Genomic DNA, 24,250 nt, shown 5'->3' with positions numbered 1-24,250 from the left:
CGAGCACGGCGGCGAGCAGGCCGGCCGCCACGGCCAGCGCGGCGAGGTACGCCTCGTGGTGCACCGGCGGCAGGGCGCGCAGCAGGATGAGCGCGCCGGCGGCCAGCAGCCCGGCGAGCCAGGCCCGGCCGGTGGCCCGGACCGCCCCGGACCGGGGCAGCAGCGTGAGCAGCAGCGCCGGCACGCCGGCCAGCAGGACGGTGACGCCGGCCACCACCGGCCAGAGCCAGACCGCCCGGTCCAGCCCGCTGGCCAGCAGGACCTGGTCGGTCAGCCAGCCGGCCAGCTCGGCGGGGACGGTGACCGCGACCGCCCAGCAGCCGACCAGCACCGCCGCCACCACGGGCCACGGGCCGGGGCGGGACGGCGGCGGACCCGGCACGGCCGGAGGGAAGGGCTGACCTGCGAACGGTGGGGGACCGACCTCCATGCCCAGACAGTACGGCGTGATCACGACATGCCGCCGGACCGCCGGGGCGGCTACCGTGGACGGGTGCGTGACCCCAACGTCTCCCGAACCGTCGCCGGTCAGCTCTCCCCGGCGCGCCGCGCCACCGACCTGCGCCGGCTGCGCGCCGAGCGGTTCGACGTCCTGGTCATCGGCGGCGGCGTCACCGGTGCCGGGGCGGCGCTGGACGCGGCGTCCCGGGGGCTGAAGGTGGCCCTGGTGGAGGCGCGCGACTACGCGGCCGGCACCTCCAGCCGGTCCAGCAAACTGATCCACGGCGGCCTGCGCTACCTGGAGCAGTTGGAGTTCCACCTGGTCCACGAGGCGCTCACCGAGCGGGGGCTGCTCGCCACCCGGCTCGCCCCGCACCTGGTCCGGCCGGTGCCGATCCTGATCCCGCTGCCCGCCGGCCGGGGCGCACGGGACGTGCCGGCCCGCACCTTCCGCCGGTCCTACTACGGCCTCGGCGTGGCCGCGTACGACGCGTTCGCCGGGCTCTTCGGGGGCGGCCGGGGGATGCCGCTGCACCGGCACCTCACCCGGGAGGGGGCGCGGCGGATCTTCCCGAGCCTGCGCGCCGACGCCCTGGCCGGGGCGATCCGCTACTACGACGGGCAGGTCGACGACGCCCGGCTGGTGGTCACCCTGGCCCGCACCGCGGCCAGCCTCGGCGCGACCGTGGTCAACAGCACCCGCGCGGTCGGCCTGATCCGGCAGGCCCGCGAGGTGACCGGCGTCCGGGTCCGTGACCTGGAGGCCCCACCCGGCTCGCCCGACGCCGAGTTCGAGGTGCGCGCCCGTACGGTGATCGCCGCCACCGGCGTGTGGAGCGACGACATGTCCCGGATGCTCAACGACGTCGGGCTGCGCCCCGGCTTCCGGGTCCGGGCGTCCAAGGGGGTGCACCTCGTGGTGCCCCGCTCGGCGATCACCGGCGAGGCGGGGCTGATCCTGCGCACCGCCACCAGCGTCCTGTTCGTGATCCCCTGGGGCGGGCACTGGATCATCGGCACCACCGACACCGACTGGCGGCTGGACCGGTCCCACCCCGCCGCCTCGGCCCGCGACATCGCGTACCTGCTGGACCAGGTCAACACGGTGCTGGACCGGCCGCTCACCACCGCCGACATCGAGGGCGTCTACGCCGGGCTGCGCCCGTTGCTGTCCGGCGAGGCCGACTCCACCTCCAAGCTGTCCCGGGAGCACGCCGTCATCGAGCCGATGCTCGGGCTGCTGCTGGTCGCCGGGGGCAAGTACACGACGTACCGGGTGATGGCCTCCGACGTGGTGGACCGCGCGGCCCGCCGGCTCGGCGGGGTTCGCCCGTCGCGCACCGGCGACCTGCCGCTGCTCGGTGCCGACGGGTACGCCTCGATGTGGCGGGACCGGGCCGACCTGGCCCGCCGGCACGGGGTGCCGGTCGGGGTGGTCGAGCACCTGCTGGAACGGTACGGCACCCTGACCCTCGACCTGCTCGCCCTGGTCGACGCCGATCCGCTGCTGGCGTCCCCGCTGGCCGGGGCCCCGGAATACCTCGCGGCCGAGGTGACGTACGCGGCCCGCGCCGAGGGGGCGCTGCACCTGGAGGACGTGCTGACCCGGCGTACCCGGATCTCCTTCGAGACCACCCACCGCGGCCTGGAGTCCGCCGAGCACGCCGCGGAGCTGATGGGCGCGGTGCTGGGCTGGGACGCCGCGACCCGGGCGCGCGAGGTCGAGCACTACCGGGCGCGGGTGGAGGCGGAGCGGCAGTCCCAGCTGATGCCGGACGACGCGACCGCCGACGCGGCCCGGCTCGGCGCGCCGGACGTGCGGGGTTTCGCGGCGGACCGGGGCGCCGACGGCGATCCCGTCGAACTCCCGTCCTTCCCCCGGTGACCGCCCCCCTGCCGCAGGCCGGGGTCAGAGCACCTTGCCGGGGTTGAACAGCCCCTCCGGGTCCAGCGCCGCCTTGATCGCCTGGTGCACCCGAACGCCCACCGGGCCGATCTCCCGGGCCAGCCAGTCCCGCTTGAGCAGCCCCACCCCGTGCTCGCCGGTGCAGGTTCCGCCCAGCTCCAGGCCGAGCCGCATGATCTCGTCGAAGGCTCGCCGGCCCCGGTCCAGGCTGGCCGGGTCGGCGCGGTCGACCACGATGTTCGGGTGCATGTTGCCGTCGCCGGCGTGTCCCACCACACCGATCGGCACGTCGCACTCCTCGGCGATCCGGGCCACCCCGTCGAGCAGCGCGGCGAGCGAGCCCCGGGGGACGGCCACATCGTCGATGATCAGCCCGCCGTTGCCGCCCGGGTACGCGTCGGCGGCGAACTTCTCCATCGCCGGGTGGGCCAGCCGGCGGGCCTGGAGCAGCGCCGCCGCCTCCGCCGCGTCGGTGGCCGCGTACACCTCGTCGGCCCCGGCCGCCTCGCACACCTCGGCGATCCGGGCCAGGTCCTCGGCGGCCCGCGACCCGGTGTCCACGGCGGCGAGCAGCAGCGCCTGCGCGTCGGTGCGCAGCCCCATCGGCTGGTACGCCTCGATCGCCGCCAGGTGGGTCCGGTCGAGCAGTTCCAGCAGGCTCGGGGTGAGCCCCTTCGCGGCGATCTGCGCCACCGCCACGCCGGCCTCCGCCGTGGAGTCGAATACGGCGACGAGGGTGAGCGACGCCTCCGGGGCGGGCCGCAGCGCGACGGTCACCTCGGTGACCACCCCGAGGGTGCCCTCCGAGCCGACGAAGAGGCGGGTCAGGTCGTACCCGGCGACGCCCTTGGCGGTGCGCCGGCCGGTGCGCAGCACCTCGCCGGAGGCGAGCACCAGTTCGAGGCCGAGCACGTACTCGCTGGTCACGCCGTACTTGACGCAGCACATGCCGCCCGCGTTGGTGGAGACGTTGCCGCCGATGGTCGACGACTCCCACGAGCCGGGGTCCGGCGGGTAGTACAGCCCTTCCCGCCGCACCGCCCCGGCCAGCGTCGCGTTCACCACGCCGGGCTGGACCACCGCGATCCGGCTCACCGGGTCGATCTCCAGGATCCGGTCCATCGCCACGGTGCTCAGCACGATCGCGCCGTCCATCGCGTTCGCCGCGCCGGCCAGCCCGGTCCGCGCCCCCTGCGGCACCACCGGTACGCCGTACCGGGCCGCCGCCCGGACCACGCCGACCACCTCGTCGGTGCCGCGCGGGCGGACCACCACCAGCGGCGTCCCGGAGGCGCACAGGTCGGCCTCGTCCCGCTCGTGCATCCGAAGCAGGTCCGGATCGGTCAGGACGGCGTCGTCGCCGAGCACGGCGCGCAGGTCGGCGAGGAGGGGGGAGGCAACCATGCAGCAGAGGCTAACCTCCGCCCCACCGCCCGACCATCCCCCCGCGATCTTGCACTTGCGGTCCCCGTTCTGCGCCTTGGGCGGCACATGTGCGGGCCGTAACCGCAAGAGGGCGGGGAGGGGGGTGGGTCAGTGGAGGGTGGCCAGTTCGCGGTGGAGGTTGGCGCGGGCCGGGTGTTCCCAGCGGGCGGCCAGGGTGGGCAGCCGGTAGAGGGTGGGCAGGGCCAGCAGGCCGTCGAGCACCGAGGCCCGCCCGGCCCGGAACGCCGGCTCCGGCACGTGCGCGTACTCCCGGCGGACGGCGGCGGCGTACCGGTCGTACTCGTCGGGCGGACCGGCCAGCACGGCCAGGTCGGCGTCGCAGAGCAGCGCGCCGTCGCGGTCCCCGGCCGCGACCGCGTGCCCGGCGGTGAGCAGCACCAGCCGGCGGACCTCCGCCACCGCCACGGTCGGCACCCCGACCCCGGTCAGCAGCGCGTCGGCGAGGTCGGCGCTGGCCCGTTCGTTGCCGTCCCCGCCGGCCCGCGGGTCGTAGACCGCGTCGTGGCACCAGGCGGCGAGCCGGACCAGGTCGGGGTCGTCGGCCAGTTCGGCGTGCGCGTCGACGACATCGAGGACGGCGGTCAGGTGCCGGACGGTGTGGTGGTGCCGGTGCGGTTCCCGCCAGCGGGCCAGCAGGCCCGCCCCGGCGTCGGTCAGCGCCGGTGAGTCCCCGGACCCGGCGCCCCGGGCCGCCGCCCGCCACCGGCCGATCAGTTCCGCCGCTCCCCGGCGGCCGTCCGATCCCGTCATCCGACCGAGTCTGCCGGAGCGGGCGAGGATTCACCGCCCGCACGGTGGGTAGTCCCCGCCATGGCCGTGGCCCGGGATCGCCGATCGTCGCTGCTGCGACGCGCCGGCCTGCACGACGGCGTGGCCGACATCGACTCGGCGCGGATCTCGGCGGCGATGGAGGAGCTTCGACGTCGCAGCAGAGCCACCCTGCACGATCGGCTGCACCGGGTCCGGATGGCGATGGGCCTGGCCGTGCAGGCCGGGCTGGCCGCCGCGCTGGCCTGGGCCATCTCCCACCACCTGCTGGGGAACCCGCAGCCGGTCTTCGCGCCGATCTCGGCGGTCGGCGCCCTGGCCGCGTCGGTCGGCCAGCGGCTGCGCCGGACCGTCGAGCTGATCGTCGGGGTGGCGGTCGGGGTGTTCCTCGGCGACCTGCTGATCTACCTCGTCGGCACCGGGGGCTGGCAGCTCGGGCTGGTGGTGACGGCGTCCATCGTGCTGACCCTCTTCTTCGGCGGGAGCGTGTCGGTCGTCATCCAGGCCGCCGCCACCGCCGTGCTGATCGTCACGCTCAGCCCGTCCACCCAGGACCTGGAGATACCGCGCTTCATCGATGCTTTGATCGGTGGCGGGATCGCGCTGGTGGTGACGGCGGTCCTGCTGCCGCTGAACCCGCTGCGGGTGATCAACCGGGCCGCCCGGCCCGCGCTGGACCTGCTCGCCGGCCAGCTCGACGCCACCGCCGAGGCGTTGCGCGGGCGGGACCGGGACAGCGCCCAGAAGGCCCTGGAACGGCTCCGCGAGAACAAGGAGGAGCTGAGCACCCTCATCGAGGCGATCGAGGGCGCGAAGGAGACCAGCATCCTCTCCCCGGCCCGTTGGCACCGGCGCAGCGAGCTGACCCACTACGCCGAGGCGGCCGACCCCATCGACCGCGCGATGCGCAACACCGGGACTCTGATCCGGCGTTCCGTGACGATGATCGAGGACGGGGAGCCGGTGCCGGAGCCGATGCCGGACGCGGTGGCCCACCTCGCCGAGTCGGTCCGCCTGCTCCGCCACGAGTTCGCGATCGGGGCGGAACCGGAGAAGGCCCGGGAACGGTCCCTGCGCGCGGTCAGTGAGGCCGGCCGGGCGTACGCGCAGGGGGTCGGGTTCTCCGGCAGCGTGGTGATCGCGCAGGTGCGTACCACCGCCAGCGACCTGCTGGTCGCCTCCGGCATCGACCAGGAGGATGCCAACCGGCTGATCCGGGTGTCCTTCGGCGAGCAGGAGAAACCGAACGTCGGCCCGGCCGAGAGTGTCCCCGCCCCGAAGCCGCCCACAGCCCCGCCGCTGGGCTGAGGCGCGCTCAGCCCAGCTCGGCGAGGGCGGTGAGCAAACTCTCGACGTGCTCCGGCGTGCTGCCCAGGCCGATGCTGGCCCGCAGGGCGGTCGGCGGCAGGTCCCGGTGCCCACTGCGCCCGGCGGCCTCGGTGAGCAGCCGACGGGCCAGCGGATGGGCGCAGAACAACCCGTCGCGGACCCCGATGTCGTACCGAATGGCCAGCTCCGCCGCGACCTCGGCCGAGTCCCGGCCGGCCAGCACGAACGAGGCGATGCCCACCCGGGGCGAGTCCGGGCCGAAGGTGCGCAGCTCCACCACGTGCGGCAGGGCGGCCAGGCCGGCCCGCAGCCGGGCCAGCAGCGTCTGCTCGCGGGCGTGCAGCGCGGCCCGGTCCGCCCCGGCCAGCGCCGCGCACACCGAGGCGAGCGCGACCGCGCCGAGCAGGTTGGGGGTGCCGGCCTCGTGCCGGGCCGGGCCGGTGGCCCAGCGCACATCGTGGGTGGCGGCGCCGACGTGACTCGTGGCGCCCCCACCGGCCAGGTACGGCGGGGCCGCGTCCAGCCAGTCGCCCCGGCCGAGCAGCACCCCCGCGCCGAACGGCGCGTACAGCTTGTGCCCGGAGACGGCCAGGTAGTCCACGTCCAGCGCGGCCACGTCTACCGGGGCGTGTGGGGCGAGCTGGGCGGCGTCCACCGCGATCCGGGCACCGTGCCGGCGGGCCACCCGGGCCAGCTCGGCCACCGGCCAGCGCTCCCCGGTCACGTTGCTAGCCCCGGTCACCGCCACCAGCACCGGCGGGCGGGCGGTGGTGCCCCGGCGCAACTCGGTCAGCGCCGCGTCCAGCGCCCGGACCGCCTCGGCGGGGTCGGCCGGCACCGGCAGCCGCACCGAGCCGCGCGGCCAGGGCAGCAGGTTGGCGTGGTGCTCCCCGGCGAACGTCACCACCGTGGTCCCGGCGGGCAGGATCCGGGCCAGCAGGTTCAGCGCGTCGGTGGTGTTGCGGGTGAACACCACGTGGTCGCCGGCGCGGGCGCCGAGGAAGTCGCCGACCGTCTGTCGGGCCCGCTCGTACTCCAGCGTGCAGCGCCGCGACAGCGCGCCGGCACCGCGGTGCACGCTGGCGTACCAGGGGAGCAGCTCGGCCACCGCGTCGGCCGCGGCCCGCGCGCACGGCGCGCTGGCGGCGTAGTCCAGGTTGATCTGGCCCGGCACGCCGAGCACGTCGAGCGGCCGTGACGACGCCGACACGGTCCGCGCGGGCGGCGGCGTGAGCGAGGGTACGAGGGTGACGGTCATGGCACGACCTCCGGGTCCGGGGACCCCGGGTGACAGCACCGGGACGGGGTCCGCGCTTGCCCAGCGCCGGACAGGGCTGGGCCCGGTCATCACCCGGGGCACCCCACCGCGAACTCGACGAGGGTTGCCGGCCAGCAAGCCGGGGCTTGACGCTGGCGCTCGTGACCTGACGACAGGATAACGGTCGACCGATGCGGCCGGAACAGCCGGCGGGGGATGACTACGCTGATGTAATGGCCGACACCCCGCCCGGCGGCGCCGCGTCGCCGTGGACCCCGCACGATCTCCCTTCGCAGCCCGGTGGGGCCGTCCCCCGGATGCCGGTGCGCCGGCTGGGCTGGCGGCGGGTCCTGGTGGTGGTCCTGGTGGTGCTGCTGATCGCGGCGTGCGCGGTCTACATGCTCTTCAAGCTCGGCGTCAACCTGGGGCCGGAGGCGCTGCTGATCGGCGTGGTCGCCGCGATCCTGCCGGTGCCGGTGCTGGTCTCCTGCTTCCTGTGGCTGGACCGGTACGAGCCGGAGCCGTTGAAGTACCTGATCTTCTGCTTCGTCTGGGGTGCGTTCGTCTCCACGGCCGCCTCGCTGACCGTGAACGGGTTCTTCGCCGCCCGGTTCGCCGACTGGGGGCTGCCCGACGCGTTGACCGCGGTGCTGGTCGCCCCGTTCATCGAGGAGCTGACCAAGGCGCTCGGCCCGATCCTGCTGCTGATCTTCCGCCGCCGGGAATGGTCCGGCATCACCGACGGCCTGGTCTACTGCGGGCTGTCGGCGGTCGGCTTCGCCATGGTGGAGAACATCCTCTACCTGGGCGGTTACGGCTACGCCTCCGGCGTCAACGAGTACGGTCCGGCGACCGGGGCGCGGCAGGTCATCGCGATCTTCATCGTCCGGATCCTGCTGTTCGGTTTCGCCCATCCGCTGTTCACCTCGATGACCGGCGTGGGTCTCGGCATCGCCGCCCGGACCGCCGACCGTCGGGTGCGCTTCCTCGCCCCGGTCGCGGGCCTGCTGCTGGCGATGATGCTGCACGGCACCTGGAACCTGCTGCCGTCGCTGGCCCAGGCCACCGGGCAGACGATGGTCGCCCTGTACGGCTACCTCGGGGTGATGGTGCCGATCTTCTTCGGCATGGTCGGGTTGGCGGTCTGGCTGCGCGGCTGGGAGGGGCGGCTGACCGAGCGCACCCTGCCCGACTACGTGCGGGCCGGGTGGCTGACCCCGCCGGAGGTGGCGGCACTGGGCAGCCTGGGCCGGCGGCACGCCGCCCGGACCTGGGCCCAGCGGGTGGCCGGCGACGCGGGGCTCAAGGCGATGCGTGGGTACCAGTTCTCCGCCACCCGGCTGGCGCTGCTGCGCGACGGGATGCACCGAGGGCTGGACCGCCGACCAATCGACCGGGAACGGACCGCGTGGGAGGAACGGGAGCTGCTGGACGCGATCACCGCGTACCGGTCCTTCTTCGTCGGCCGGGATCCGCAGGTGCCGGTCGGGAGCTGGGACGGCCACCGCTACCACCTGCGGTTCCCCGACGGGTCGCAGCGGCCGGTCGACGCCCCGGACGAGCCCGTGGTGCCGATCCCGGTGGTGCTCGCCCCGCCGCCACCCCCGGCCCACCCGGGGCCTTACGGCCCGCCCGGCTGGTACGGCCCCCGCCCGGCCGCCCCCTGGCCGCCGGGCGCCGCCTGACGGGGGCGGGTCGGCCGGTCAGGCGGGCGCCGCGCGACGGGGCGGGTCGGCCGGTCAGGTCATCAGGCCGGTGAGGAAGTCACCGATGCCCACGGCCATCGCCGCCAGGCCCGCCCCGATCGCCTTGCACATCTGCGCCGCGCTGTCCGGCCGGAACGCCACGAAGTAGATCAGGAACGCGACGCTTCCCCAGAGGAGCACCTTCTTCACGAATACCGGCACGATCCCTCCCCAGGGCGCTGGACGTGCCTGGCTTCCCGTAGTCGGCAGCCGCAAACGACGCGCCGCCGACCGGGGTGGACGACGGCGGAGGCCGGGACGGACCCGGGGGAGGAACGCGGAGGGGCCTGGCGGAGGCGTTACAGGTACAGGCCGGTGGAGCCGTTCGACTCCGGCTCGATCCGTTCGGCGGCGACGGCGTGCACGTCCCGCTCGCGCAGCAGGACGTACCCCCGGCCGTGCAGCTCGACCTCGGAGCGGTCGTCGGGGTCGAAGAGCACCCGGTCGCCGGAGACGATCGAGCGGACGTGCGGCCCCACGCCCACGGCGGTCGCCCAGGCCAGTCGTTTACCCACGGCGGCGGTCGCCGGGATCACGATGCCGGCGGTGGAGCGGCGCTCACCCTCGCTGCCGTCCACCTTCACCAGCACGCGGTCGTGCAGCAGACGGATCGGCAGGCCGGAGTCGAGGTTCTGGTCGGCGGTCACGCCGGAACGGTACCGCGTCCGGCCGAGCCGTCCCGCCGGTGGTTACGCGGACGCGGGCCGGGGCAATGTGTGGCGGAACCGCCCTAGGCTGGGGCGACGGACGTATCCTGTCCCCCCTGTCCTCCGGGCAGGCTGATTCTGATGCGGGAGGTGCGCTTGAGCCGCTTCGAGCGGGTACGCGGACGGCTCCGCCGCGCGTACGAGTCGGGCCGGGAGTCGGTGCGGCGGGCCCGCGCCGACCCGACCGACCGGGCCGGCGGGCCGGGCCGCACCGTGACGACGGGCGGCGACTCCCCCGGAGAGGTCGGGGTGGCGTCCCCCACCTCGCCGGGCCCGGCCGCCCCGCCGTCGGCGACGGTGGTCGGCGCCGAGCCGCCCGCCGCGATGCACAACTCCACCGCCAGCCGGGACGACGCCGACGTGCCGCACGCCCTGCGGATCGCCGCCGCCTGGTCGTGGCGGCTGATCGTCGTCGGTGTGGTGTTCTGGGCGCTGCTGAAGATCGTCGCCACCATCAGCATCGTGATCATCCCGCTGGCCATCGCGCTGCTGCTCTCGGCGCTGCTCGCGCCGGCCGTCGGCTGGCTGCTGCGGGCGCGGCTGCCCCGCTCGCTGGCCACGGCGGTCGTGCTGGTCGGCGGCCTGGCCGGCGTCATCGGCACGCTGACGCTGGTGGTGAACGAGTTCATCAAGGGCGTGCCGGAGCTGAGCAAGAAGTCGTCCGAGGGCGTCCGGCAGATCCAGGACTGGCTCAAGACCGGCCCGCTGCACCTGTCCGACAGTCAGCTCACCCGGTACATCGACGAGGCGCAGGACTGGATCAACAACAACACCGAGAAGTTCACCAGCGGGGCCGTCTCCACCGCGGCGACCCTGGCCGAGGTGCTGACCGGCATCGTGCTGGTGCTCTTCGCCACGTTCTTCTTCCTGCGCGACGGCAGCCGGATCTGGCGCTTCCTGGTCCGGCTGCTGCCGGTGGCCGCCCGGTGGAAGGTCGACGACGCCGGCCGGGCGGCCTGGGAGACCCTGGGCGCCTACGTCCGGGCCACCGTGCTGGTCGCGTTCATCGACGCCGTCGGCATCGGCGCCTTCCTGGTCGCCTTCGACATCCCGTTCGCGTTCCCGCTGGCCGCGCTGGTCTTCCTCGGGGCGTTCATCCCGATCGTCGGTGCGGCGCTCTCCGGCGTCGTCGCGGTGCTGGTCGCGCTGGTCGACAGCGGCCCGGTCACCGCGTTGATCATCCTGGGCGTGGTGATCGGCGTGCAGCAGGTCGAGGGCCACATCCTCCAGCCGCTGATCATGGGCCGGGCGGTGGCCATCCACCCGCTCGCGGTGATCATCGGCATCGCGGCGGGCGTGGTGCTCGCCGGCATCACCGGGGCGCTGGTCTCGGTGCCGCTGATCGCGGTGCTCAACACGGCGGTCCGCCGGCTCGCCGCGCGTACCGTGCCGGACACCCCGCCGGACGCCGTGGTGGTCGCCTCGAAGGCGCCCTGACCGTCCAGTGCAGCCACCGGGCCCGTCCCCGCCGTCGCGCGGGGGCGGGCCCGGCTCTCGTCGGGCACGTGCGTCAGGACCGGCCGGACGCGTGCGTCAGGACCGGCCGAGGCGTTCCAGGGCGCCCCGGGCGACCTCCGGGCGGGTGGTGTACCAGAACGGGGGCAGCGAGCGGCGCAGGAACGGGCCGTAGCCGCGCGCCGTCTCCAGCCGCGAGTCGAGCACCGCGACCACGCCCCGGTCCCCGGTGGCCCGGATCAGCCGGCCCACCCCCTGAGCCAGCCGGACGGCGGCGATCGGCACGCTCACCGCGGAGAAGCCGGAGCCGCCGCCCGCGTCCACGGCCGCGGCGCGGGCCGCCGCGAGCGGCTCGTCCGGGCGGGGGAAGGGCAGCCGGTCGATCACCACGAGCTGGCAGGCGTCGCCCGGCACGTCCACGCCCTGCCACAGCGACATCACCCCGAACAGGCAGCTCGACCGCTCCTCGCGGAACCTGCGGACCAGCAGCGGCAGCGACTCCTCGCCCTGGAGCAGCACCGGCAGGTCGGTCCGCGCCCGCAGCAGCTCCGCCGCCTGCTGCGCGGCCCGCCGGGAGGAGAAGAGCCCGAGGGTACGCCCACCGAGCGCGCCGACCAGCGCCAGCAGTTCCTCGCCGGCCGCCTCGGGCAGCCCGGAGACGCTGGGGCGGGGCAGGTGCGCGGCGACGTACAGGATGCCCTGCCGGGCGTAGTCGAAGGGCGAGCCGACGTCGAGCGACCGCCACCCCGGCCCCTCGGTGGCCGGGACGGTGCCGGTGGTGGGGCGGCTGCCCGGCGCGGCGGCGACCGGGGCGGCACCGGGCGGGGCGTCACCACGGGCCGTGGCGACGGCCAGCGCGGCGGCGGCCGGGGACGGCGGGGAGGGCGTCGGCGCGTCCAGGCCCAGCGCCCGGGCCACCGTGTCGAACCGGCCGCCCAGCGCCAGGGTCGCCGAGGTGGCGACGACGGTGCGCTCGTCGTAGAGGTGGGTGGCGAGGGTGCCGGCGACCGAGAGCGGGGCCACCACCAGCGCCCGGCGGCTGTTGTTGTCCGGCTTCTCCACCCAGGCCACGTCGTGCTCGGCCTCCTCCAGGAGCCGCTGGGCGGTGGTGGACAGCTCGTCCAGCACCGCCTTGGCCTGCTGCTTGCGCACCGGGTCCGGATCGTCGGACTTGACGTCGCCGATCGCGTCCAGGGCGGCGCGGGTGGCCGCGTCGAGCAGCGTGCACGCCTCGCGCAGCGGGCCGGGCAGCCCGGCGGTGAGCCGGCCGGCGGGCGCCTCGGCCAGCCCGACCGCGAGGGCGTCGCCGGCCTCGGTGAGCCGCTCGGCGACCTCGGGGCGCAGCAGCGGCCGGACCCGCCGCGCGGACCGGTCGATCAGCTCCGGCACCAGCTCGGCCTGGGCGGCGGAGGAGACCCGGTCGGCCAGCTCGTGCGCCTCGTCCACGATGAGCAGCTTGTGCGGCGGCACGATGTGCCGCCCGGCGAGCATGTCGACGGCGAGCAGGCTGTGGTTGGTGACCACGAGGTCGGCCTCGCGGGCCCGGGCCCGGGACGCCTCGGCGAAGCACTCCGCGCCGAACGGGCAGCGGGACGCCCCGACGCACTCCCGGGCCGGCATGGACACCAGCCGCCACGCCTGGTCGTCGACGCCCGGGTCCAGCTCGTCCCGGTCGCCGGTGTCGGTCTCCAGCGCCCAGTCCCGCAGCCGCTGGATCTGCTTGCCCATCCGGCCGGCCTCGCCGAGCCACTTCCCGCCCCCGCCGCCGGTCCGGGGCTCCACGGCGTCGAAGAGGGTGTCCGTCGGCTCGTCCTCGGTCGAGTTGTCCAGCCGGGCCAGGCAGAGGTAGTGGTGCCGCCCCTTGAGCACCGCGAAGGTGGGCCGGCGGCCGAGCACCGGCTCGACCGCGTCGGCGAGCCGGGGCAGGTCGTGGTCGACGAGCTGGGACTGCAACGCCAGGGTCGCGGTGGAGACCACCACCGGGCCGTCCACGGTCAGCGCCGGGGTCAGGTAGGCCAGTGACTTGCCGGTGCCGGTGCCGGCCTGCACCAGCAGGTGCTCGCGGGAGGTCACGCACTCCTCGATCGCGGTGGCCATCTCCTGCTGGCCGGGGCGGGCCGCCCCGCCGGGGACCGCGCCGACCGCCGCCGCGAGCAGCTCCCCGGCGCTCGCCCGCTTCCCGCGCCGCCGGGATGCGCTGCGGGGGAGGGCGGAACCGGGAGCGGTGCGCGGCGGAGTCACCGTGCGACGGTACCCGCCGCCGTCGACGCCGGGCACGCCCCGCCCCGCGTGGCGGGGTCACCCTACGGAATCCCACGGGCCGCATCCGGTTACTTCTCCCGCGCGACCGATGGGCGGTATCGACTAGGGTGCGACTCATGCCGAGCGACGTGGTCCGCGTGATCTACCGCAAGTACGACGGCAGCGCCCACCGCGACTACCCGGCCCGTCGGCTGGCCGAGGACGACCTCGGCGTCTGGCTCGGCGTGCCGGCCGGCACCGAGTCGGTCTACCACGGCCGGCCCTCGGTGGAACAGATCCCCTTCGTGTTGCTGGTGCCGAGGCACGCCTGGTGGACGGGGATGTTCAACCCGCCGCCGCGGACCAGCGAGGTCTACTGCGACATCACCACCCCGGCCCGGTGGGAGGGCGACGACACCGTCCACCTGGTCGACCTGGACCTGGACGTGGTGCGCCGCCGGGGCACCGGGCTGGTCGAGCTGCGTGACGAGGACGAGTTCGCCGAGCACCGGGAGCGCTTCGGCTACCCGGCCGACCTGGTCGTCGAGGCCGAGGCCGCGTCCCGCCGGCTGCTGGTCGCGCTCGGCGACGGCAGCGAACCGTTCGCGGCGTCGTACCGGAAATGGCTGGCCCTGGTGGTCTGAGCCCGCCCCTCCGGCCGAGGCGTCGCCAGCGCGATCCGGCTGCCCGACGCCCCACCCATCCCCCGCACGTGGCCCTCACCGCTCGGGCGCTCGCCGGGCGGGAGCGGGCGGGGTGGGCGATGATCCGGGGATGGACGCGTTCGGTGGAGTGGAGGTCGTGGCGCCGGAGGGCGGCACGGTGCGGGAGTTGCTGCGGGTGGGCGGCGGCGCGGTGGACCTGGGGGCGGTCGATCCCCGGTCGACGCCGGGGCTGCCCGCGGCGGCGGGCCGCGGCGGCGCCCGCAAGGCGTGGGCGCGACAGCAGGTGGAGTTGGCCGGCGTGGGGCTGGGGCGACAGCAGGAGATGCTGTTCGCCGCGGCCAAGGGCGCGGCCGGTCCGAAGGCCCCGGCGAGCGCCCCGACGACCGCTGACGCGGGCCTGGGACGGGGTCGCCCCGGGCGGGTGCTGCTGGTGCTCCAGGCCATGGACTGCGGTGGCAAGGACGGCACCATCAAGCGGGTGGCCGGCGCGATGAATCCGCTCGGGCTGCACATCCGCTCGTTCGGCCCGCCCACGGCCGCCGAGCGGCGGCACGACTTCCTGTGGCGGGTCCGGCGTGCCGTGCCGCCGCCCGGGTACGTCGGGATCTTCAACCGCTCGCACTACGAGGACGTGCTGATCGCCCGGGTGGAGTCGCTGGTGCCGGAGGCCACCTGGCGGGCCCGGTACGACAAGATCAACGCCTTCGAGCGGGAGCTGACCGACGCCGGGGTGGCCCTGGTGAAGGTGATGCTGCACATCTCGTACGCCGAGCAGGGGGAACGGCTGTCGGAGCGGCTGAGCGACCCGGCCAAGCACTGGAAGTACAACCCGAGCGACCTGGACTCCCGGGCCCGCTGGGACGACTACCAGGCCGCGTACGCCGAGGCCCTGGAGCGGTGCGGCACGGACGCCGCGCCCTGGTACGTGGTTCCGGCCGACCGGAAGTGGTACCGCGACTGGGCGGTGGCCCACCTGCTCGGGGAGACGTTCGGCGACCTGGATCTGGGGTACCCGGCGGCGGACTTCGACGTGGCGGCGGAGCGTAGGCGGTTGTGCGGCGATTGACCGGGTCAAGGTGAACGACAGGTGAACGACCAGTAAATGGCGGCTGGCCGAGGGTGGGCCGAGGAATTCGTGGTTCTGCCGTTTCCTAGCATTCCCACTGCAGGCACCCCCGGGGCGTCCGCCGCCCTTCCACCGACACGACGAGGTCCAGGCTGTGAAGTTTTCCTTCCGCCCCACCGAGGGCGCCTTCTACGAGCTCTTCACCAGGGCTGCGCAGAACTTGGTGCGGGGTACCGAGCTGCTGAACGAGCTTGCCCTGCCCGGCGTGGACGTGCAGTCGGTCAGCGAGCGGCTCACCGAGGTCGAGCACGACAGCGACCAGATCACCCACGACCTGTACAAGAAGATCAACTCTACCTTCATCACCCCGTTCGACCGCGAGGACATCTACCGCCTGGGCTCGCTGCTCGACGACGTGATGGACCACCTGGAGGCCGTGGGCAACCTGCTCTACCTGTACGGCCTGACCAAGCTGCCGTCGCTCCCGCGTGAGCTGCACGACCTGGTCAACGTGCTGGACCAGCAGGCCAAGCTGACCGCCGAGGCGATGCCCCGGCTGAAGTCGATGAAGGACCTCGAGGACTACTGGATCGAGTGCAACCGGCTGGAGAACGACGGCGACCAGGTGTACCGGATGCTGCTGGTCCGCCTCTTCTCCGGCGAGTACGACGCCCTGACGGTGCTCAAGATGAAGGAGGTCGCCGACGAGCTGGAGGCGGCCTGCGACGCCTTCGAGCACGTGGCGAACACCGTCGAGACCATCGCGGTCAAGGAGTCCTGATCCTGTGACTCCCGAACTCATCGCCGTGCTGGCGGTGATCGCGGTGGCCCTGGCGTTCGACTACACCAACGGCTTCCACGACGCCGCCAACGCGATCGCGACCAGCGTCTCGACGCGCGCCCTGACCCCCCGGGTGGCGCTCGCCCTCGCCGCGGTCGGCAACTTCGCCGGCGCCCACCTCGGCGCCGGCGTCGCCAAGACCGTGGGCGACGGCCTGGTCACCCTGCCCACCGGGGTGGCCAGCCTGGGGGTGCTCTTCGCCGGGGTGCTCGGCGCGATCGCCTGGAACCTGATCACCTGGTACTTCGGCCTGCCGTCGTCGTCCTCGCACGCGCTGTTCGGCGGCCTGGTCGGGGCGACCCTGCTGTCGGCCGGCGGGGTGGTGCAGTGGATCACCATCGCCGAGAAGGTCCTGCTGCCGATGGTGCTCTCGCCGATCATCGGCCTGACCCTGGGCTATTTGCTGATGCTGGCGATCCTGTGGATCTTCCGCAACGGGCAGCCGGGCAAGCTCAACCGGGGCTTCCGCTGGGCGCAGACCGCGTCGGCGGCGGCCATGTCGGTCGGCCACGGCATGCAGGACGCCGCGAAGACCATGGGCATCGTGGTGCTCGCCCTCTACACCGGTGGCTTCCAGAGCGACAAGAGCCACATCCCGGGCTGGGTGTTCTGGACCTCGGCGGCCATGCTGGCGGCCGGCACGTACGCCGGTGGCTGGCGGATCATCCGGACCCTGGGTCGCAAGATCATCGACCTGGGTCCGCCGGAGGGCTTCGCCGCCGAGACGGTGGCCAGCGCGGTGCTCTACTTCAACGCCCTGGTGCTCCACGCGCCGATCTCCACCACCCACACGATCACCTCGGCGATCATGGGCGTGGGCGCCACGAAACGGCTCTCCGCCGTGCGCTGGAACGTCGCCGGCAACATCGTGATCGCCTGGGTCATCACGTTCCCGGCCGCGGCGCTGATCTCCTGCGTCACCTACCTGCTGGTCCGCCCGCTCTTCGGCTGACAGCCGGGTTCGGAGGGGCTCCCCGCGCCGACGGGGAGCCCCTCCGTCTCACTTGTAGCGCACGCCGATCTGTTCGCGGACGGTGTCCAACAGGGCCATCACCTCAAGGGTGGTGGAGTGCGGGACCAGCGGGCTCTCGGTCAGCCCCGCGGCGAGACAGCGCTGCACCTCGGCGGCCTCGTACTGGTAGCCGCCGCCGGTCAGATCGGCGGGGATCGTCTCCGGGTCGGCCCCGGCCCGGTGCAGGGTCGCCGACGGCGGCCGGAAGAACGGCGCGGGCAGGTCGATCCGGCCGGCGGTGCCGGTGATCGAGGCGACCATCGGGGTGGCCCCGATCATGCCGCAGCTCAGCGTCGCCACCGCCCCCGAGTCGTACCCGAACACCATGCCGGTGTTCTCGTCGACCCCCTCGGGGCCGAGCTTCGCCCAGGCCCGGACGTGCTGCGGGACGCCGAGCAGCAGGTGGGCCAGGCTGACCGGGTAGACGCCCAGGTCGAGCAGGGACCCGCCGCCGAGCGCGCGGGCCCGCATCCGGTGCTCCGGCGCGAACGGCCCGGCCGCCCCGAAGTCCGCCTGCACGCCGGTGACCCGCCCCACCGCCCCCTCGGCGATCAGCTCGACCACCCGCCGGATCAGCGGGTTCGTCCGCATCCACATGGCCTCCATGAGGAAGACCCCCCGGGCGCGGGCCGCCTCGACCAGCTCGGTGCTGTCCGCCAGGTCAAGGGTGAACGGCTTCTCCACCAGCACCGCCCGGCCGGCGGCCAGGCAGGTCATGGTCGCCTCGTGGTGCGCGACGTGCGGCGTGGCCACGTAGATCGCGTCCACCTCGTCGTCGGCGGCCAGTTCCGCCCAGGAGCCGTACGCCCGCTCCGCGCCGTGCTTGTCGGCGAACCGCCGCGCGCCCTCCGGCGTCCGCGAGCCGACCGCCACCAACTCGGCTCCCGGCACCAGCCGGAGGTCCTCGGCGAAGCGGCCGGCGATGTGGCCGGTGGCCAGAATCCCCCAACGTGTCATGCGTCCACGCTAGTCGGGGCCGGTCCGGGCCCCGACGTCCGCCGAATCGGGCGGCCCATCCTGCGGGACTAGGCTCGGCGCATGACGATCGACAGCGACGGCTTCGCCGCCCCGCCGGCCCTGGTCGAGCACGCCCGCCGGTTCCGCGCCGAGGGCCGCCCGGCGGTGCGGCCCCGGGTCTCGGCCACCGTGCTGCTGCTCCGTCCGGCCGGCGCCGACTTCGAGGTGTACGTCATCCGCCGCGTCGCCGCGATGGTCTTCGGCGGCGTGTACGCCTTCCCCGGCGGCGGGGTGGATCCGTCGGACTCCCAGGCCCACCTCGACTGGGCCGGCCCCGAGCCGGCGGCGTGGGCCGGGCGGCTGGGCGTCGCGCCGGACGCCGCACAGGCCGTGGTGTGCGCCGCCGCCCGGGAGGTCTTCGAGGAGTCCGGGGTGCTGCTGGCCGGCCCGGACGCGGCGACCGTGGTGGGCGACGTCAGCGGCGACGACTGGGAGGCCGCGCGGCAGGACCTGGAGGCCCGCCGCCGGGGCTTCGCCGACCTGCTGGCCGGCCGGGGACTCACCCTGCGGTCGGACCTGCTGCTGCCGTGGAGCCGGTGGATCACCCCGGAGTTCGAGCCGCGCCGCTTCGACACGTACTTCTTCGTGGCTCTGCTGCCGCAGGGGCAACGGACCCGGGACGTCTCCGGGGAGGCCGACCACACGATGTGGGTGCGCCCGGCGGATGCCCTGGCCCGGGCGGAGGCCGGCGAGCTGACCATGCTCCCGCCGACCCTCGTCACCCTGGCCCAGGTGGCCGCCGCCGGTGACCTCGCCGGGGTGGCCCGCGCGTCCGCCACCCGCGACGCCGCCACCCCGATCACCCCCCGCCTGGACCTCCCGGAGACCGGCGAGCCCCGGTTCGTGCTCGGCTGAGCGCCCACCCCCTTCCTCGTCGATCTTGCACTTCCGGCCCGGTCAAATCCGGCACACCGCCCGGAACGAGGGCCGCAACTGCAAGATCGACGGGGCGGGATGGGGCGGGGTGGGGCGGGGTGGGGTGGGGCGGGGTGGGTGGGGTTAGCCGAAGCGGCCGGTGATGTAGTCCTCGGTCTTTTTCTGGCTCGGGTTGCTGAAGATCTTCTGGGTGTTGTCGTACTCGATGAGGCGGCCCGGGTCGCCGGTCTTCTCGATGGAGAAGAAGGCCGTGCGGTCCGAGACGCGGGCGGCCTGCTGCATGTTGTGCGTGACGATGATGATGGTGAACTTGTCCTTGAGCTGGAACATCAGGTCCTCGATGGCCAGCGTGGAGATCGGGTCCAGCGCGGAGCAGGGCTCGTCCATCAGCACCACCTGCGGCTCGACCGCGATCGTCCGGGCGATGCAGAGCCGCTGCTGCTGGCCGCCGGACAGGCCCGCGCCCGGCTTGCCGAGGCGGTCCTTCACCTCGTCCCAGAGGTTCGCCGAGCGCAGCGCCCGCTCGGCGGCCTCGTCCAGGATCGACTTCTTGCGCAGCCCGTTGAGCCGCAGCCCGGCCACCACGTTCTCGAAGATGCTCATGGTGGGGAACGGGTTGGGCCGCTGGAAGACCATGCCGATCGTCCGGCGCACGGCGGTGACGTCCACGTCGCGGTCGTAGATGTTCTGCCCGTCGATGGTCAGGTCGCCCTCGACCCGGGCCCCCGGCAGCACCTCGTGCATCCGGTTGATCGACCGCAGGAACGTCGACTTGCCGCAGCCGGACGGCCCGATCAGGGCGGTCACCGTCTTCGGCTCGACGGTCAGGTTGATGTTCTCGATCGCCTTGAAGGCGCCGTAGTAGGCGGTGACGTTCGAGGCGTCGATGCGCTTGGCCATGGTGGTGGTACCTCCGGGGTTCATCGGCCGAGCCGGTTCCGGCGGGCCAGCAGCTTCGCCGCGACCGTCAGGATCAGCACGAGGGCGACCAGGGTCAGCGCCGCGGTCCAGGCCCGTGCCGGGGCGTACCGCGACGCGTCACCGGCCTGCTGGTAGACGAAGAGGGCCAGCGACGACTGGTTGTTCTCGAACGGGTTGAAGTTGATCGCCGCGCCGCCGCCGGCGACGAGCAGCACCGGCGCGGTCTCACCGGCCGCCCGCGCGACGGCGAGCATGACGCCGGTGACGATGCCGGGCAGCGCGGTCGGCAGCACGACCCGCAGGATGGTCTTCCACTTCGGCACGCCGAGGGCGTACGCCCCCTCGCGCAGCGGCGCGGGGACGAGCCGGAGCATCTCCTCGGTGGAGCGGACCACGGTGGGCAGCATCAGCACGCTCAACGCGAGCGCGGCGGCGAAGCCGGAGAAGCCCGGCCGGCCGTCGTTGAACACCGGCGAGACGACCAGCACCCAGAACGCCAGCACGAACAGGCCGGAGACGATCGACGGGATGCCGGTCATCACGTCGACGAAGAACCGGATCGCGAAGGCGAACCGGCCCCGGCCGTACTCGACCACGTAGATGGCGCAGAGGACGCCGAGCGGGACGGTGATCAGCGCGGCGATGCCGACCTGCTCCAGCGTCCCGACGATCGCGTGGTACGCGCCACCGTTCGGGTCCCGGGCCCCGATGTTGTTCATCGAGGTGCCGAAGAAGTCGCCGTCGAGACGCTCGACGCCCTCGCTGACCAGCGTCCAGACCACCGACGCGAGGGGCAGGACGGCCAGCACGAACGCGGAGTGGATCAGCGCGCTCCAGGTGCGGTTGCGGGCCGACCGCCGCCCCTCGACGGCGTTGCTGGCCGCGAAGAGGCCGGCCAGGTGGAGCAGCGCGGCGAGGACGACGACGAGGACCGGGCCGCCGATGCCGGCCCCGTACACGATCGCGGTGGCGACCACGACGGCCGCCAGGGCGATCGCCGGGGCGGCGTACCGGGGCAGGCGCTTGGCCCGGAGGTCGGGCGGCTGGGCCGGGGGCCGGGTGCGGTGGTTGGCGACGGTGTTGGTCATGCGGCCGACTCCGTGAACTCCCGGCGGCGGTGGACGATCGCCCGGGCGGTGATGTTGACGATCAGCGTGATGGTGAACAGCACCAGGCCGGAGGCGATCAGCGCGCCCCGCCCGGTGTCGTTCGCCTCGCCGAACGCGTTGGCGATGTTGGCGGCGATGGTGTTGCCGCCGTTCTCGATGAGGTTGAACGAGATGCCGAAGGTGATGCCGAGGGTCATCGCCAGCGCGATGGTCTCGCCGAGCGCCCGGCCCAGGCCGAGCATCACCGCGGCGATGATGCCGGGACGGCCGTACGGCAGCACGGCGGTGCGGATCATCTCCCAGCGGGTCGCGCCGAGCGCGAGCGCCGCCTCCTCGTTCGCGGTCGGGGTCTGGAGGAACACCTCGCGGGAGAGCGAGGTGATGATCGGCAACACCATTATCGCCAGGACCAGCGAGCCGAGCATGATCGACTTACCGAACGGGCCGTCGCCCCCGAAGATCGGGATCCAGCCGAAGTGCTGGTTCAGCCAGGCGGAGAAGTCCCGGACCGGGGTGACGAAGACGTCTCGTCCCCAGAGCCCGAAGACCACGCTCGGCACGGCGGCGAGCAGGTCGATCAGGAAGCCGAGGGCGGTGCCGAGCCGACGCGGGGCGTAGTGGGAGAGGAAGAGCGCGATGCCCAGCGCCACCGGCACCGCGATGAGCAGGGCCAGCGCGGAGCTGAGCACCGTGCCGAAGGCGAGCGCGCCGATGCCGAACTTCGGGGCGGTGTCGTTCGGCGACCAGCCCTCGTACGTCCAGAAGTTCGCGGTGTTGGCGCGCAGGGCCGGCACCGCCTTGGCGATCAGGAAGACCGCGATGGCGGCGATGATCACCAGGACGGCGGTGCCGGCGGCCAGGGTCAGACCGCGGAACGCGCGCTCCGCGCCGAAGGCCCGCGCCCGGGGCAGGCCACCGCCGCCGCCGAGGCCGCCCCCGGCGGGAGTACGGGTGCTGACTGGTGACTCGGCCACACGCGCCGAGGCGCCGGCGGGCCGCTCCTGGCCTGAGGCCACGCGGATCCCGCCGGTGCCGGCGTCGGCCGAGCGGGAAGGGGTTTCACCCATCTGCTCGCTCGCTTCGAGTTGAGGGAGGTGGTGTCGTGGCGTGGGGTCAGGAGAGGTTCTTGACCGCGGCCTCGACCCTGGTCCGGACCGAGTCCGGCAGCGGGGCGTAGCCCAGGTCGGTCAGCTCGGCCTGGCCCTCGGCGCTGGCCGCGTGGCCCAGCAGGCCCTTGACCAGCGGCAGCTTGTCGGCCGCGAGGCCCTTGCCGCAGACGATCTCGTACGTCACCAGGACGATCGGGTACGCCCCGGCCTCCTTGGTGTTGTAGTCGACCGACATCTTGAGGTCGTCGCCCTGGCCCTCGATCTTGGCCCCGGCGATGGTCCTGCCCGCGTTCTCGGCGGTCAGCTCGGCGAACTCGCCCGCGCCGTTGCCGATCTTCGCCATCTTCAGACCGGCGTTCTCGGCGAAGGACCACTCCATGTAGCCGATCGAGCCGTCGGCGCCCTTGACCGAGCTGGCCACGCCGTCCGACCCCTTGGCGCCGGTGCCGCCCGGGGCCTTCCACGCCTTGGCGTTCTCGAAGGTCCAGTCCGCACCAGCGGTCTTGGCCAGGTACTTGGTGAAGTTGTCGGTGGTGCCGGACTCGTCCGAGCGGTGCACCGTCTGGATGGTGGTCGACGGCAGCTTGGCGTCCGGGTTGTCGGCCTTGATGGCCGGGTCGTCCCACCTGGTCACCTTTCCGGCGAAGATCTTCGCCAGGGTGGCCGGCTTGAGCTGGAGGTCGTCCACGCCACTGACGTTGTGGGCGACGGCCACCGGGCCGATCACCATCGGCAGGTGGACGGCCTTGCCGCCGGAGCACTTGGCGTCGGCCTGCGGCTGCTCCTCCGGCTTGAGGGCCGAGTCGGAGCCGGCGAAGTCGGCGGTGCCGGCGATCAGCGCCTGGATGCCCGCGCCCGAGCCGGACGGCTCGTAGTTGATCGTGCTGCCGGCGCACTTCTGCTGGTAAGCCTTGATCCACTCGGCCATGGCGTTCTTCTGGGCCGAGGAGCCCTGCGCGTTCAGGGTGCCGGTGGCGCAGTCGGCCGCGGCGGCCGACCCGGAGGCGGAGGCGCCGCCGGCGGGCTCGTTGTTGTCCGAGCCGCATGCACTGAGACCGAGCACCGCAGTAAGAGCGAGGCAGGCGATAGTGCCGTGCCGCTGGAGCTTCACCTGAAAGGTTTCCCTTCACGTCTGGACGGGCCGCTCCGGATGGGGGCCCGGGGGCCGGCGTGACCGGCTGACCTGAAAGCTAGGAGCGCCAGGTAGCCGGATCGCCCGTCAGAAGTGAACGAGGGGTGAACAGGTGCGGCCGGACAGATGGCCATGGGCCGAGGACGGGTTGTCCAATTGGTGAACGCGCGGCTTGGAATCGCTATTAATGCGATATGTCCTGTCGGCCGTTATCGCGTCGAGGCCTCCGCGTGACATCGCCGTGACGCGGTCGCGGGGTTGCTGGCCTCAGCCGAGGTGGTAGTTGACGTGGGCGCACCAGCGGGCGAAGCCGGTCCGCTCGTACAGCGCGACCGCCGCGGTGTTCGACTCGTCGACGTAGAGCATCACCCGGTCCAGCCCTCGCCGGTCCCGCAGGTACGCCAGTCCCGCCGCGGTCAGCGCCCGACCCAGGCCGCCGCCGTGCGCAGCCGGGTCGACCCCGAGCACGTAGACCTCGCCGATCCGGGCCGATCCGGGCCGCTCGTGCACCTTGGTCCAGTGGAAGCCGAGCAGCCGCCCCGTGGCGGACTCGACGGCGAGCAGGAAGCCGGCCGGGTCGAACCACGGCTCGGTGAGGCGTGCCCGCAGGTCGGCTGCCGTCCACCGGCCCTGCTCGGGGTGGCTGGCGAAGGCCCGGGCGTTGAGCGCGAGCCAGGCGTCGTCGTCCGCCCCGGGGGCGAACGGGCGCAGGACCACCCCGTCAGGCAGGGACGGCTCGGCCGACGGCTCGGCCAGCGGGCGACGGAGCTGCCAGAGCACCCGGGCCCGGGTGAGGCCGAGGTCGACGGCCAGGGCGGCGGCGGACGGGTGGTCGCCGTGCGCCCAGGCCCGCACCGGCCCGGTGGCCGCGTCGAGCGCCGCCCGGGCCAGCACCCGGCCGGTGCCCCGCCGCCGGCGGGCGGGGTGGACGGCCAACTCCACACCGACGCCGGTCGCCGGGTCGGTGGTGTCCAGGTGGGCGTAGCCGGTCAGCGTCCCGTCCGGCGCGCGGGCGGCGAGGTGGACAGCCGGGGCCCGCGGGTCACGCAACCGCAGCAGCGTGTGCTCGTCGAACGGGTCGGCCCCGTCAGCGTCCCCGGCCGCCCGGGCCAGGGCCAGCACGTCGGCCGCCTCGGCCGCCGTCAGCGCCTCGCTGTGGGTCACCCGGTCGGTTGTCGGCTCGGCGCTGCTCATCCCGTAACCGTA

20 protein-coding genes, 2 pseudogenes and 1 riboswitch are annotated in these 24,250 nt (G+C 74.0%); of the genes and pseudogenes, 9 read left to right on the top strand and 13 right to left on the bottom strand.

Going from position 1 to position 24,250, the window contains the following annotated elements:
- A pseudogene (locus tag ABT023_RS22575) lies at positions 1-382 on the bottom strand (S8 family serine peptidase); the annotation flags it as partial.
- A gap of 75 nt (positions 383-457) precedes the next feature.
- On the opposite strand from ABT023_RS22575, the gene ABT023_RS22570 reads away from it, so the two are divergent.
- The gene (locus ABT023_RS22570) at positions 458-2,326 is read left to right on the top strand and encodes a glycerol-3-phosphate dehydrogenase/oxidase (RefSeq protein ID WP_350888367.1); all 1,869 of its coding nucleotides are present in this window, start codon (positions 458-460) and stop codon (positions 2,324-2,326) included.
- A gap of 24 nt (positions 2,327-2,350) precedes the next feature.
- Here the strand turns inward: ABT023_RS22570 and ABT023_RS22565 are convergent, their stop codons facing one another.
- Positions 2,351-3,751 (bottom strand): FAD-binding oxidoreductase, encoded by a 1,401-nt coding sequence (locus ABT023_RS22565; RefSeq protein ID WP_350888366.1) that lies wholly within the window; start codon positions 3,749-3,751, stop codon positions 2,351-2,353.
- Between the two features lie 129 nt (positions 3,752-3,880).
- A complete protein-coding gene (locus ABT023_RS22560; protein ID WP_350888365.1) occupies positions 3,881-4,543 on the bottom strand; it encodes an HD domain-containing protein in 663 nt (220 codons plus the stop codon).
- 66 nt (positions 4,544-4,609) lie between these two features.
- On the opposite strand from ABT023_RS22560, the gene ABT023_RS22555 reads away from it, so the two are divergent.
- Positions 4,610-5,869 (top strand): FUSC family protein, encoded by a 1,260-nt coding sequence (locus ABT023_RS22555; RefSeq protein WP_350888371.1) that lies wholly within the window; start codon positions 4,610-4,612, stop codon positions 5,867-5,869.
- A gap of 7 nt (positions 5,870-5,876) precedes the next feature.
- Here ABT023_RS22555 and ABT023_RS22550 read toward each other — a convergent pair whose 3' ends face one another.
- Entirely contained in the window at positions 5,877-7,148 is a 1,272-nt protein-coding gene (locus ABT023_RS22550) for an aminotransferase class V-fold PLP-dependent enzyme (protein ID WP_350888364.1), read from the bottom strand.
- Between the two features lie 47 nt (positions 7,149-7,195).
- Positions 7,196-7,315, bottom strand: a riboswitch (SAM riboswitch).
- A gap of 24 nt (positions 7,316-7,339) precedes the next feature.
- On the opposite strand from ABT023_RS22550, the gene ABT023_RS22545 reads away from it, so the two are divergent.
- Positions 7,340-8,833, top strand: a complete 1,494-nt coding sequence (locus tag ABT023_RS22545) for a PrsW family intramembrane metalloprotease (RefSeq protein WP_350888363.1) — start codon at positions 7,340-7,342, stop codon at positions 8,831-8,833.
- 54 nt (positions 8,834-8,887) lie between these two features.
- Here ABT023_RS22545 and ABT023_RS22540 read toward each other — a convergent pair whose 3' ends face one another.
- Both ABT023_RS22540 and ABT023_RS22535 read right to left on the bottom strand, forming a co-directional pair.
- The gene (locus tag ABT023_RS22540; RefSeq protein WP_350888362.1) at positions 8,888-9,055 is read right to left on the bottom strand and encodes a hypothetical protein; all 168 of its coding nucleotides are present in this window, start codon (positions 9,053-9,055) and stop codon (positions 8,888-8,890) included.
- A 137-nt stretch (positions 9,056-9,192) separates the two neighbouring features.
- Positions 9,193-9,540, bottom strand: coding sequence for a GroES family chaperonin (locus ABT023_RS22535; RefSeq protein ID WP_350888361.1), 348 nt, complete (start codon positions 9,538-9,540; stop codon positions 9,193-9,195).
- A 141-nt stretch (positions 9,541-9,681) separates the two neighbouring features.
- Here ABT023_RS22535 and ABT023_RS22530 point away from each other — a divergent pair, with 141 nt between their 5' ends.
- Positions 9,682-11,037, top strand: a complete 1,356-nt coding sequence (locus ABT023_RS22530; RefSeq protein ID WP_350888360.1) for an AI-2E family transporter — start codon at positions 9,682-9,684, stop codon at positions 11,035-11,037.
- Positions 11,038-11,133: 96 nt separating this feature from the next.
- Here ABT023_RS22530 and ABT023_RS22525 read toward each other — a convergent pair.
- Positions 11,134-13,323: pseudogene (locus ABT023_RS22525) on the bottom strand (ATP-dependent DNA helicase); the annotation flags it as partial.
- A gap of 110 nt (positions 13,324-13,433) precedes the next feature.
- On the opposite strand from ABT023_RS22525, the gene ABT023_RS22520 reads away from it, so the two are divergent.
- The 4 genes from ABT023_RS22520 (at position 13,434) to ABT023_RS22505 (ending at position 16,820) form a co-directional block, all read left to right on the top strand.
- Positions 13,434-13,940: a DUF402 domain-containing protein gene (locus tag ABT023_RS22520; RefSeq protein WP_350888358.1), complete on the top strand. Its 507-nt coding sequence runs from the start codon at positions 13,434-13,436 to the stop codon at positions 13,938-13,940.
- A gap of 130 nt (positions 13,941-14,070) precedes the next feature.
- Entirely contained in the window at positions 14,071-15,027 is a 957-nt protein-coding gene (locus ABT023_RS22515; protein WP_350888357.1) for a PPK2 family polyphosphate kinase, read from the top strand.
- 154 nt (positions 15,028-15,181) lie between these two features.
- Positions 15,182-15,808 carry a DUF47 domain-containing protein gene (locus ABT023_RS22510; protein ID WP_350888356.1) on the top strand — a complete coding sequence of 209 codons (627 nt, stop codon included), beginning with the start codon at positions 15,182-15,184 and terminating at the stop codon, positions 15,806-15,808.
- A gap of 4 nt (positions 15,809-15,812) precedes the next feature.
- Complete coding sequence (locus ABT023_RS22505; RefSeq protein ID WP_350888355.1) at positions 15,813-16,820, top strand: inorganic phosphate transporter; 1,008 nt, start codon at positions 15,813-15,815, stop codon at positions 16,818-16,820.
- A gap of 48 nt (positions 16,821-16,868) precedes the next feature.
- Here the strand turns inward: ABT023_RS22505 and ABT023_RS22500 are convergent, their stop codons facing one another.
- A complete protein-coding gene (locus ABT023_RS22500; RefSeq protein ID WP_350888354.1) occupies positions 16,869-17,837 on the bottom strand; it encodes a Gfo/Idh/MocA family protein in 969 nt (322 codons plus the stop codon).
- Positions 17,838-17,918: 81 nt separating this feature from the next.
- Between ABT023_RS22500 and ABT023_RS22495 the strand changes: the two genes are divergently transcribed.
- Positions 17,919-18,752: an NUDIX hydrolase gene (locus tag ABT023_RS22495; RefSeq protein WP_350888353.1), complete on the top strand. Its 834-nt coding sequence runs from the start codon at positions 17,919-17,921 to the stop codon at positions 18,750-18,752.
- Positions 18,753-18,896: 144 nt separating this feature from the next.
- On the opposite strand, the gene pstB is transcribed toward ABT023_RS22495, so the two are convergent.
- From pstB to mshD, 5 genes are all read right to left on the bottom strand, one after another.
- Positions 18,897-19,673: a phosphate ABC transporter ATP-binding protein PstB gene (gene pstB, locus ABT023_RS22490; protein ID WP_350888352.1), complete on the bottom strand. Its 777-nt coding sequence runs from the start codon at positions 19,671-19,673 to the stop codon at positions 18,897-18,899.
- Between the two features lie 20 nt (positions 19,674-19,693).
- On the bottom strand, positions 19,694-20,782 hold the full coding sequence (gene pstA, locus ABT023_RS22485) for a phosphate ABC transporter permease PstA (protein WP_350888351.1): 1,089 nt from the start codon (positions 20,780-20,782) through the stop codon (positions 19,694-19,696).
- Positions 20,779-21,870 carry a phosphate ABC transporter permease subunit PstC gene (gene pstC / locus ABT023_RS22480; protein ID WP_350888350.1) on the bottom strand — a complete coding sequence of 364 codons (1,092 nt, stop codon included), beginning with the start codon at positions 21,868-21,870 and terminating at the stop codon, positions 20,779-20,781. The genes pstA and pstC overlap by 4 nt, the downstream gene beginning before the upstream one ends.
- Positions 21,871-21,916: 46 nt before the next feature.
- Positions 21,917-23,023: a phosphate ABC transporter substrate-binding protein PstS gene (pstS, locus tag ABT023_RS22475; RefSeq protein ID WP_350888349.1), complete on the bottom strand. Its 1,107-nt coding sequence runs from the start codon at positions 23,021-23,023 to the stop codon at positions 21,917-21,919.
- 288 nt (positions 23,024-23,311) lie between these two features.
- Positions 23,312-24,238 carry a mycothiol synthase gene (gene mshD, locus ABT023_RS22470; RefSeq protein ID WP_350888348.1) on the bottom strand — a complete coding sequence of 309 codons (927 nt, stop codon included), beginning with the start codon at positions 24,236-24,238 and terminating at the stop codon, positions 23,312-23,314.
- Positions 24,239-24,250 lie beyond the last annotated feature (12 nt).

The organism is Micromonospora sp. NPDC002296, from assembly GCF_040296145.1.
Classification (GTDB): Bacteria; Actinomycetota; Actinomycetes; order Mycobacteriales; family Micromonosporaceae; genus Micromonospora.
Note: the sequence above shows the minus strand (reverse complement) of the source record. Positions and strands in the feature narration are given on the sequence as shown.

Excerpts from the sequence above, each read along its gene's own strand:
- ABT023_RS22530 (WP_350888360.1), top strand. The coding sequence starts at position 9,682 with ATGCGGGAGGTGCGCTTGAGCCGCTTCGAGCGGGTACGCGGACGGCTC.
- ABT023_RS22570 (WP_350888367.1), top strand. The coding sequence starts at position 458 with ATGCCGCCGGACCGCCGGGGCGGCTACCGTGGACGGGTGCGTGACCCC.
- mshD (WP_350888348.1), bottom strand. The coding sequence starts at position 24,238 with ATGAGCAGCGCCGAGCCGACAACCGACCGGGTGACCCACAGCGAGGCG.
- ABT023_RS22565 (WP_350888366.1), bottom strand. The coding sequence starts at position 3,751 with ATGGTTGCCTCCCCCCTCCTCGCCGACCTGCGCGCCGTGCTCGGCGAC.
- pstC (WP_350888350.1), bottom strand. The coding sequence starts at position 21,870 with ATGGGTGAAACCCCTTCCCGCTCGGCCGACGCCGGCACCGGCGGGATC.
- ABT023_RS22560 (WP_350888365.1), bottom strand. The coding sequence starts at position 4,543 with ATGACGGGATCGGACGGCCGCCGGGGAGCGGCGGAACTGATCGGCCGG.
- pstA (WP_350888351.1), bottom strand. The coding sequence starts at position 20,782 with ATGACCAACACCGTCGCCAACCACCGCACCCGGCCCCCGGCCCAGCCG.
- ABT023_RS22515 (WP_350888357.1), top strand. The coding sequence starts at position 14,071 with ATGGACGCGTTCGGTGGAGTGGAGGTCGTGGCGCCGGAGGGCGGCACG.
- ABT023_RS22550 (WP_350888364.1), bottom strand. The coding sequence starts at position 7,148 with ATGACCGTCACCCTCGTACCCTCGCTCACGCCGCCGCCCGCGCGGACC.
- ABT023_RS22545 (WP_350888363.1), top strand. The coding sequence starts at position 7,340 with ATGCGGCCGGAACAGCCGGCGGGGGATGACTACGCTGATGTAATGGCC.
- ABT023_RS22500 (WP_350888354.1), bottom strand. The coding sequence starts at position 17,837 with ATGACACGTTGGGGGATTCTGGCCACCGGCCACATCGCCGGCCGCTTC.
- pstB (WP_350888352.1), bottom strand. The coding sequence starts at position 19,673 with ATGGCCAAGCGCATCGACGCCTCGAACGTCACCGCCTACTACGGCGCC.
- ABT023_RS22520 (WP_350888358.1), top strand. The coding sequence starts at position 13,434 with ATGCCGAGCGACGTGGTCCGCGTGATCTACCGCAAGTACGACGGCAGC.
- ABT023_RS22495 (WP_350888353.1), top strand. The coding sequence starts at position 17,919 with ATGACGATCGACAGCGACGGCTTCGCCGCCCCGCCGGCCCTGGTCGAG.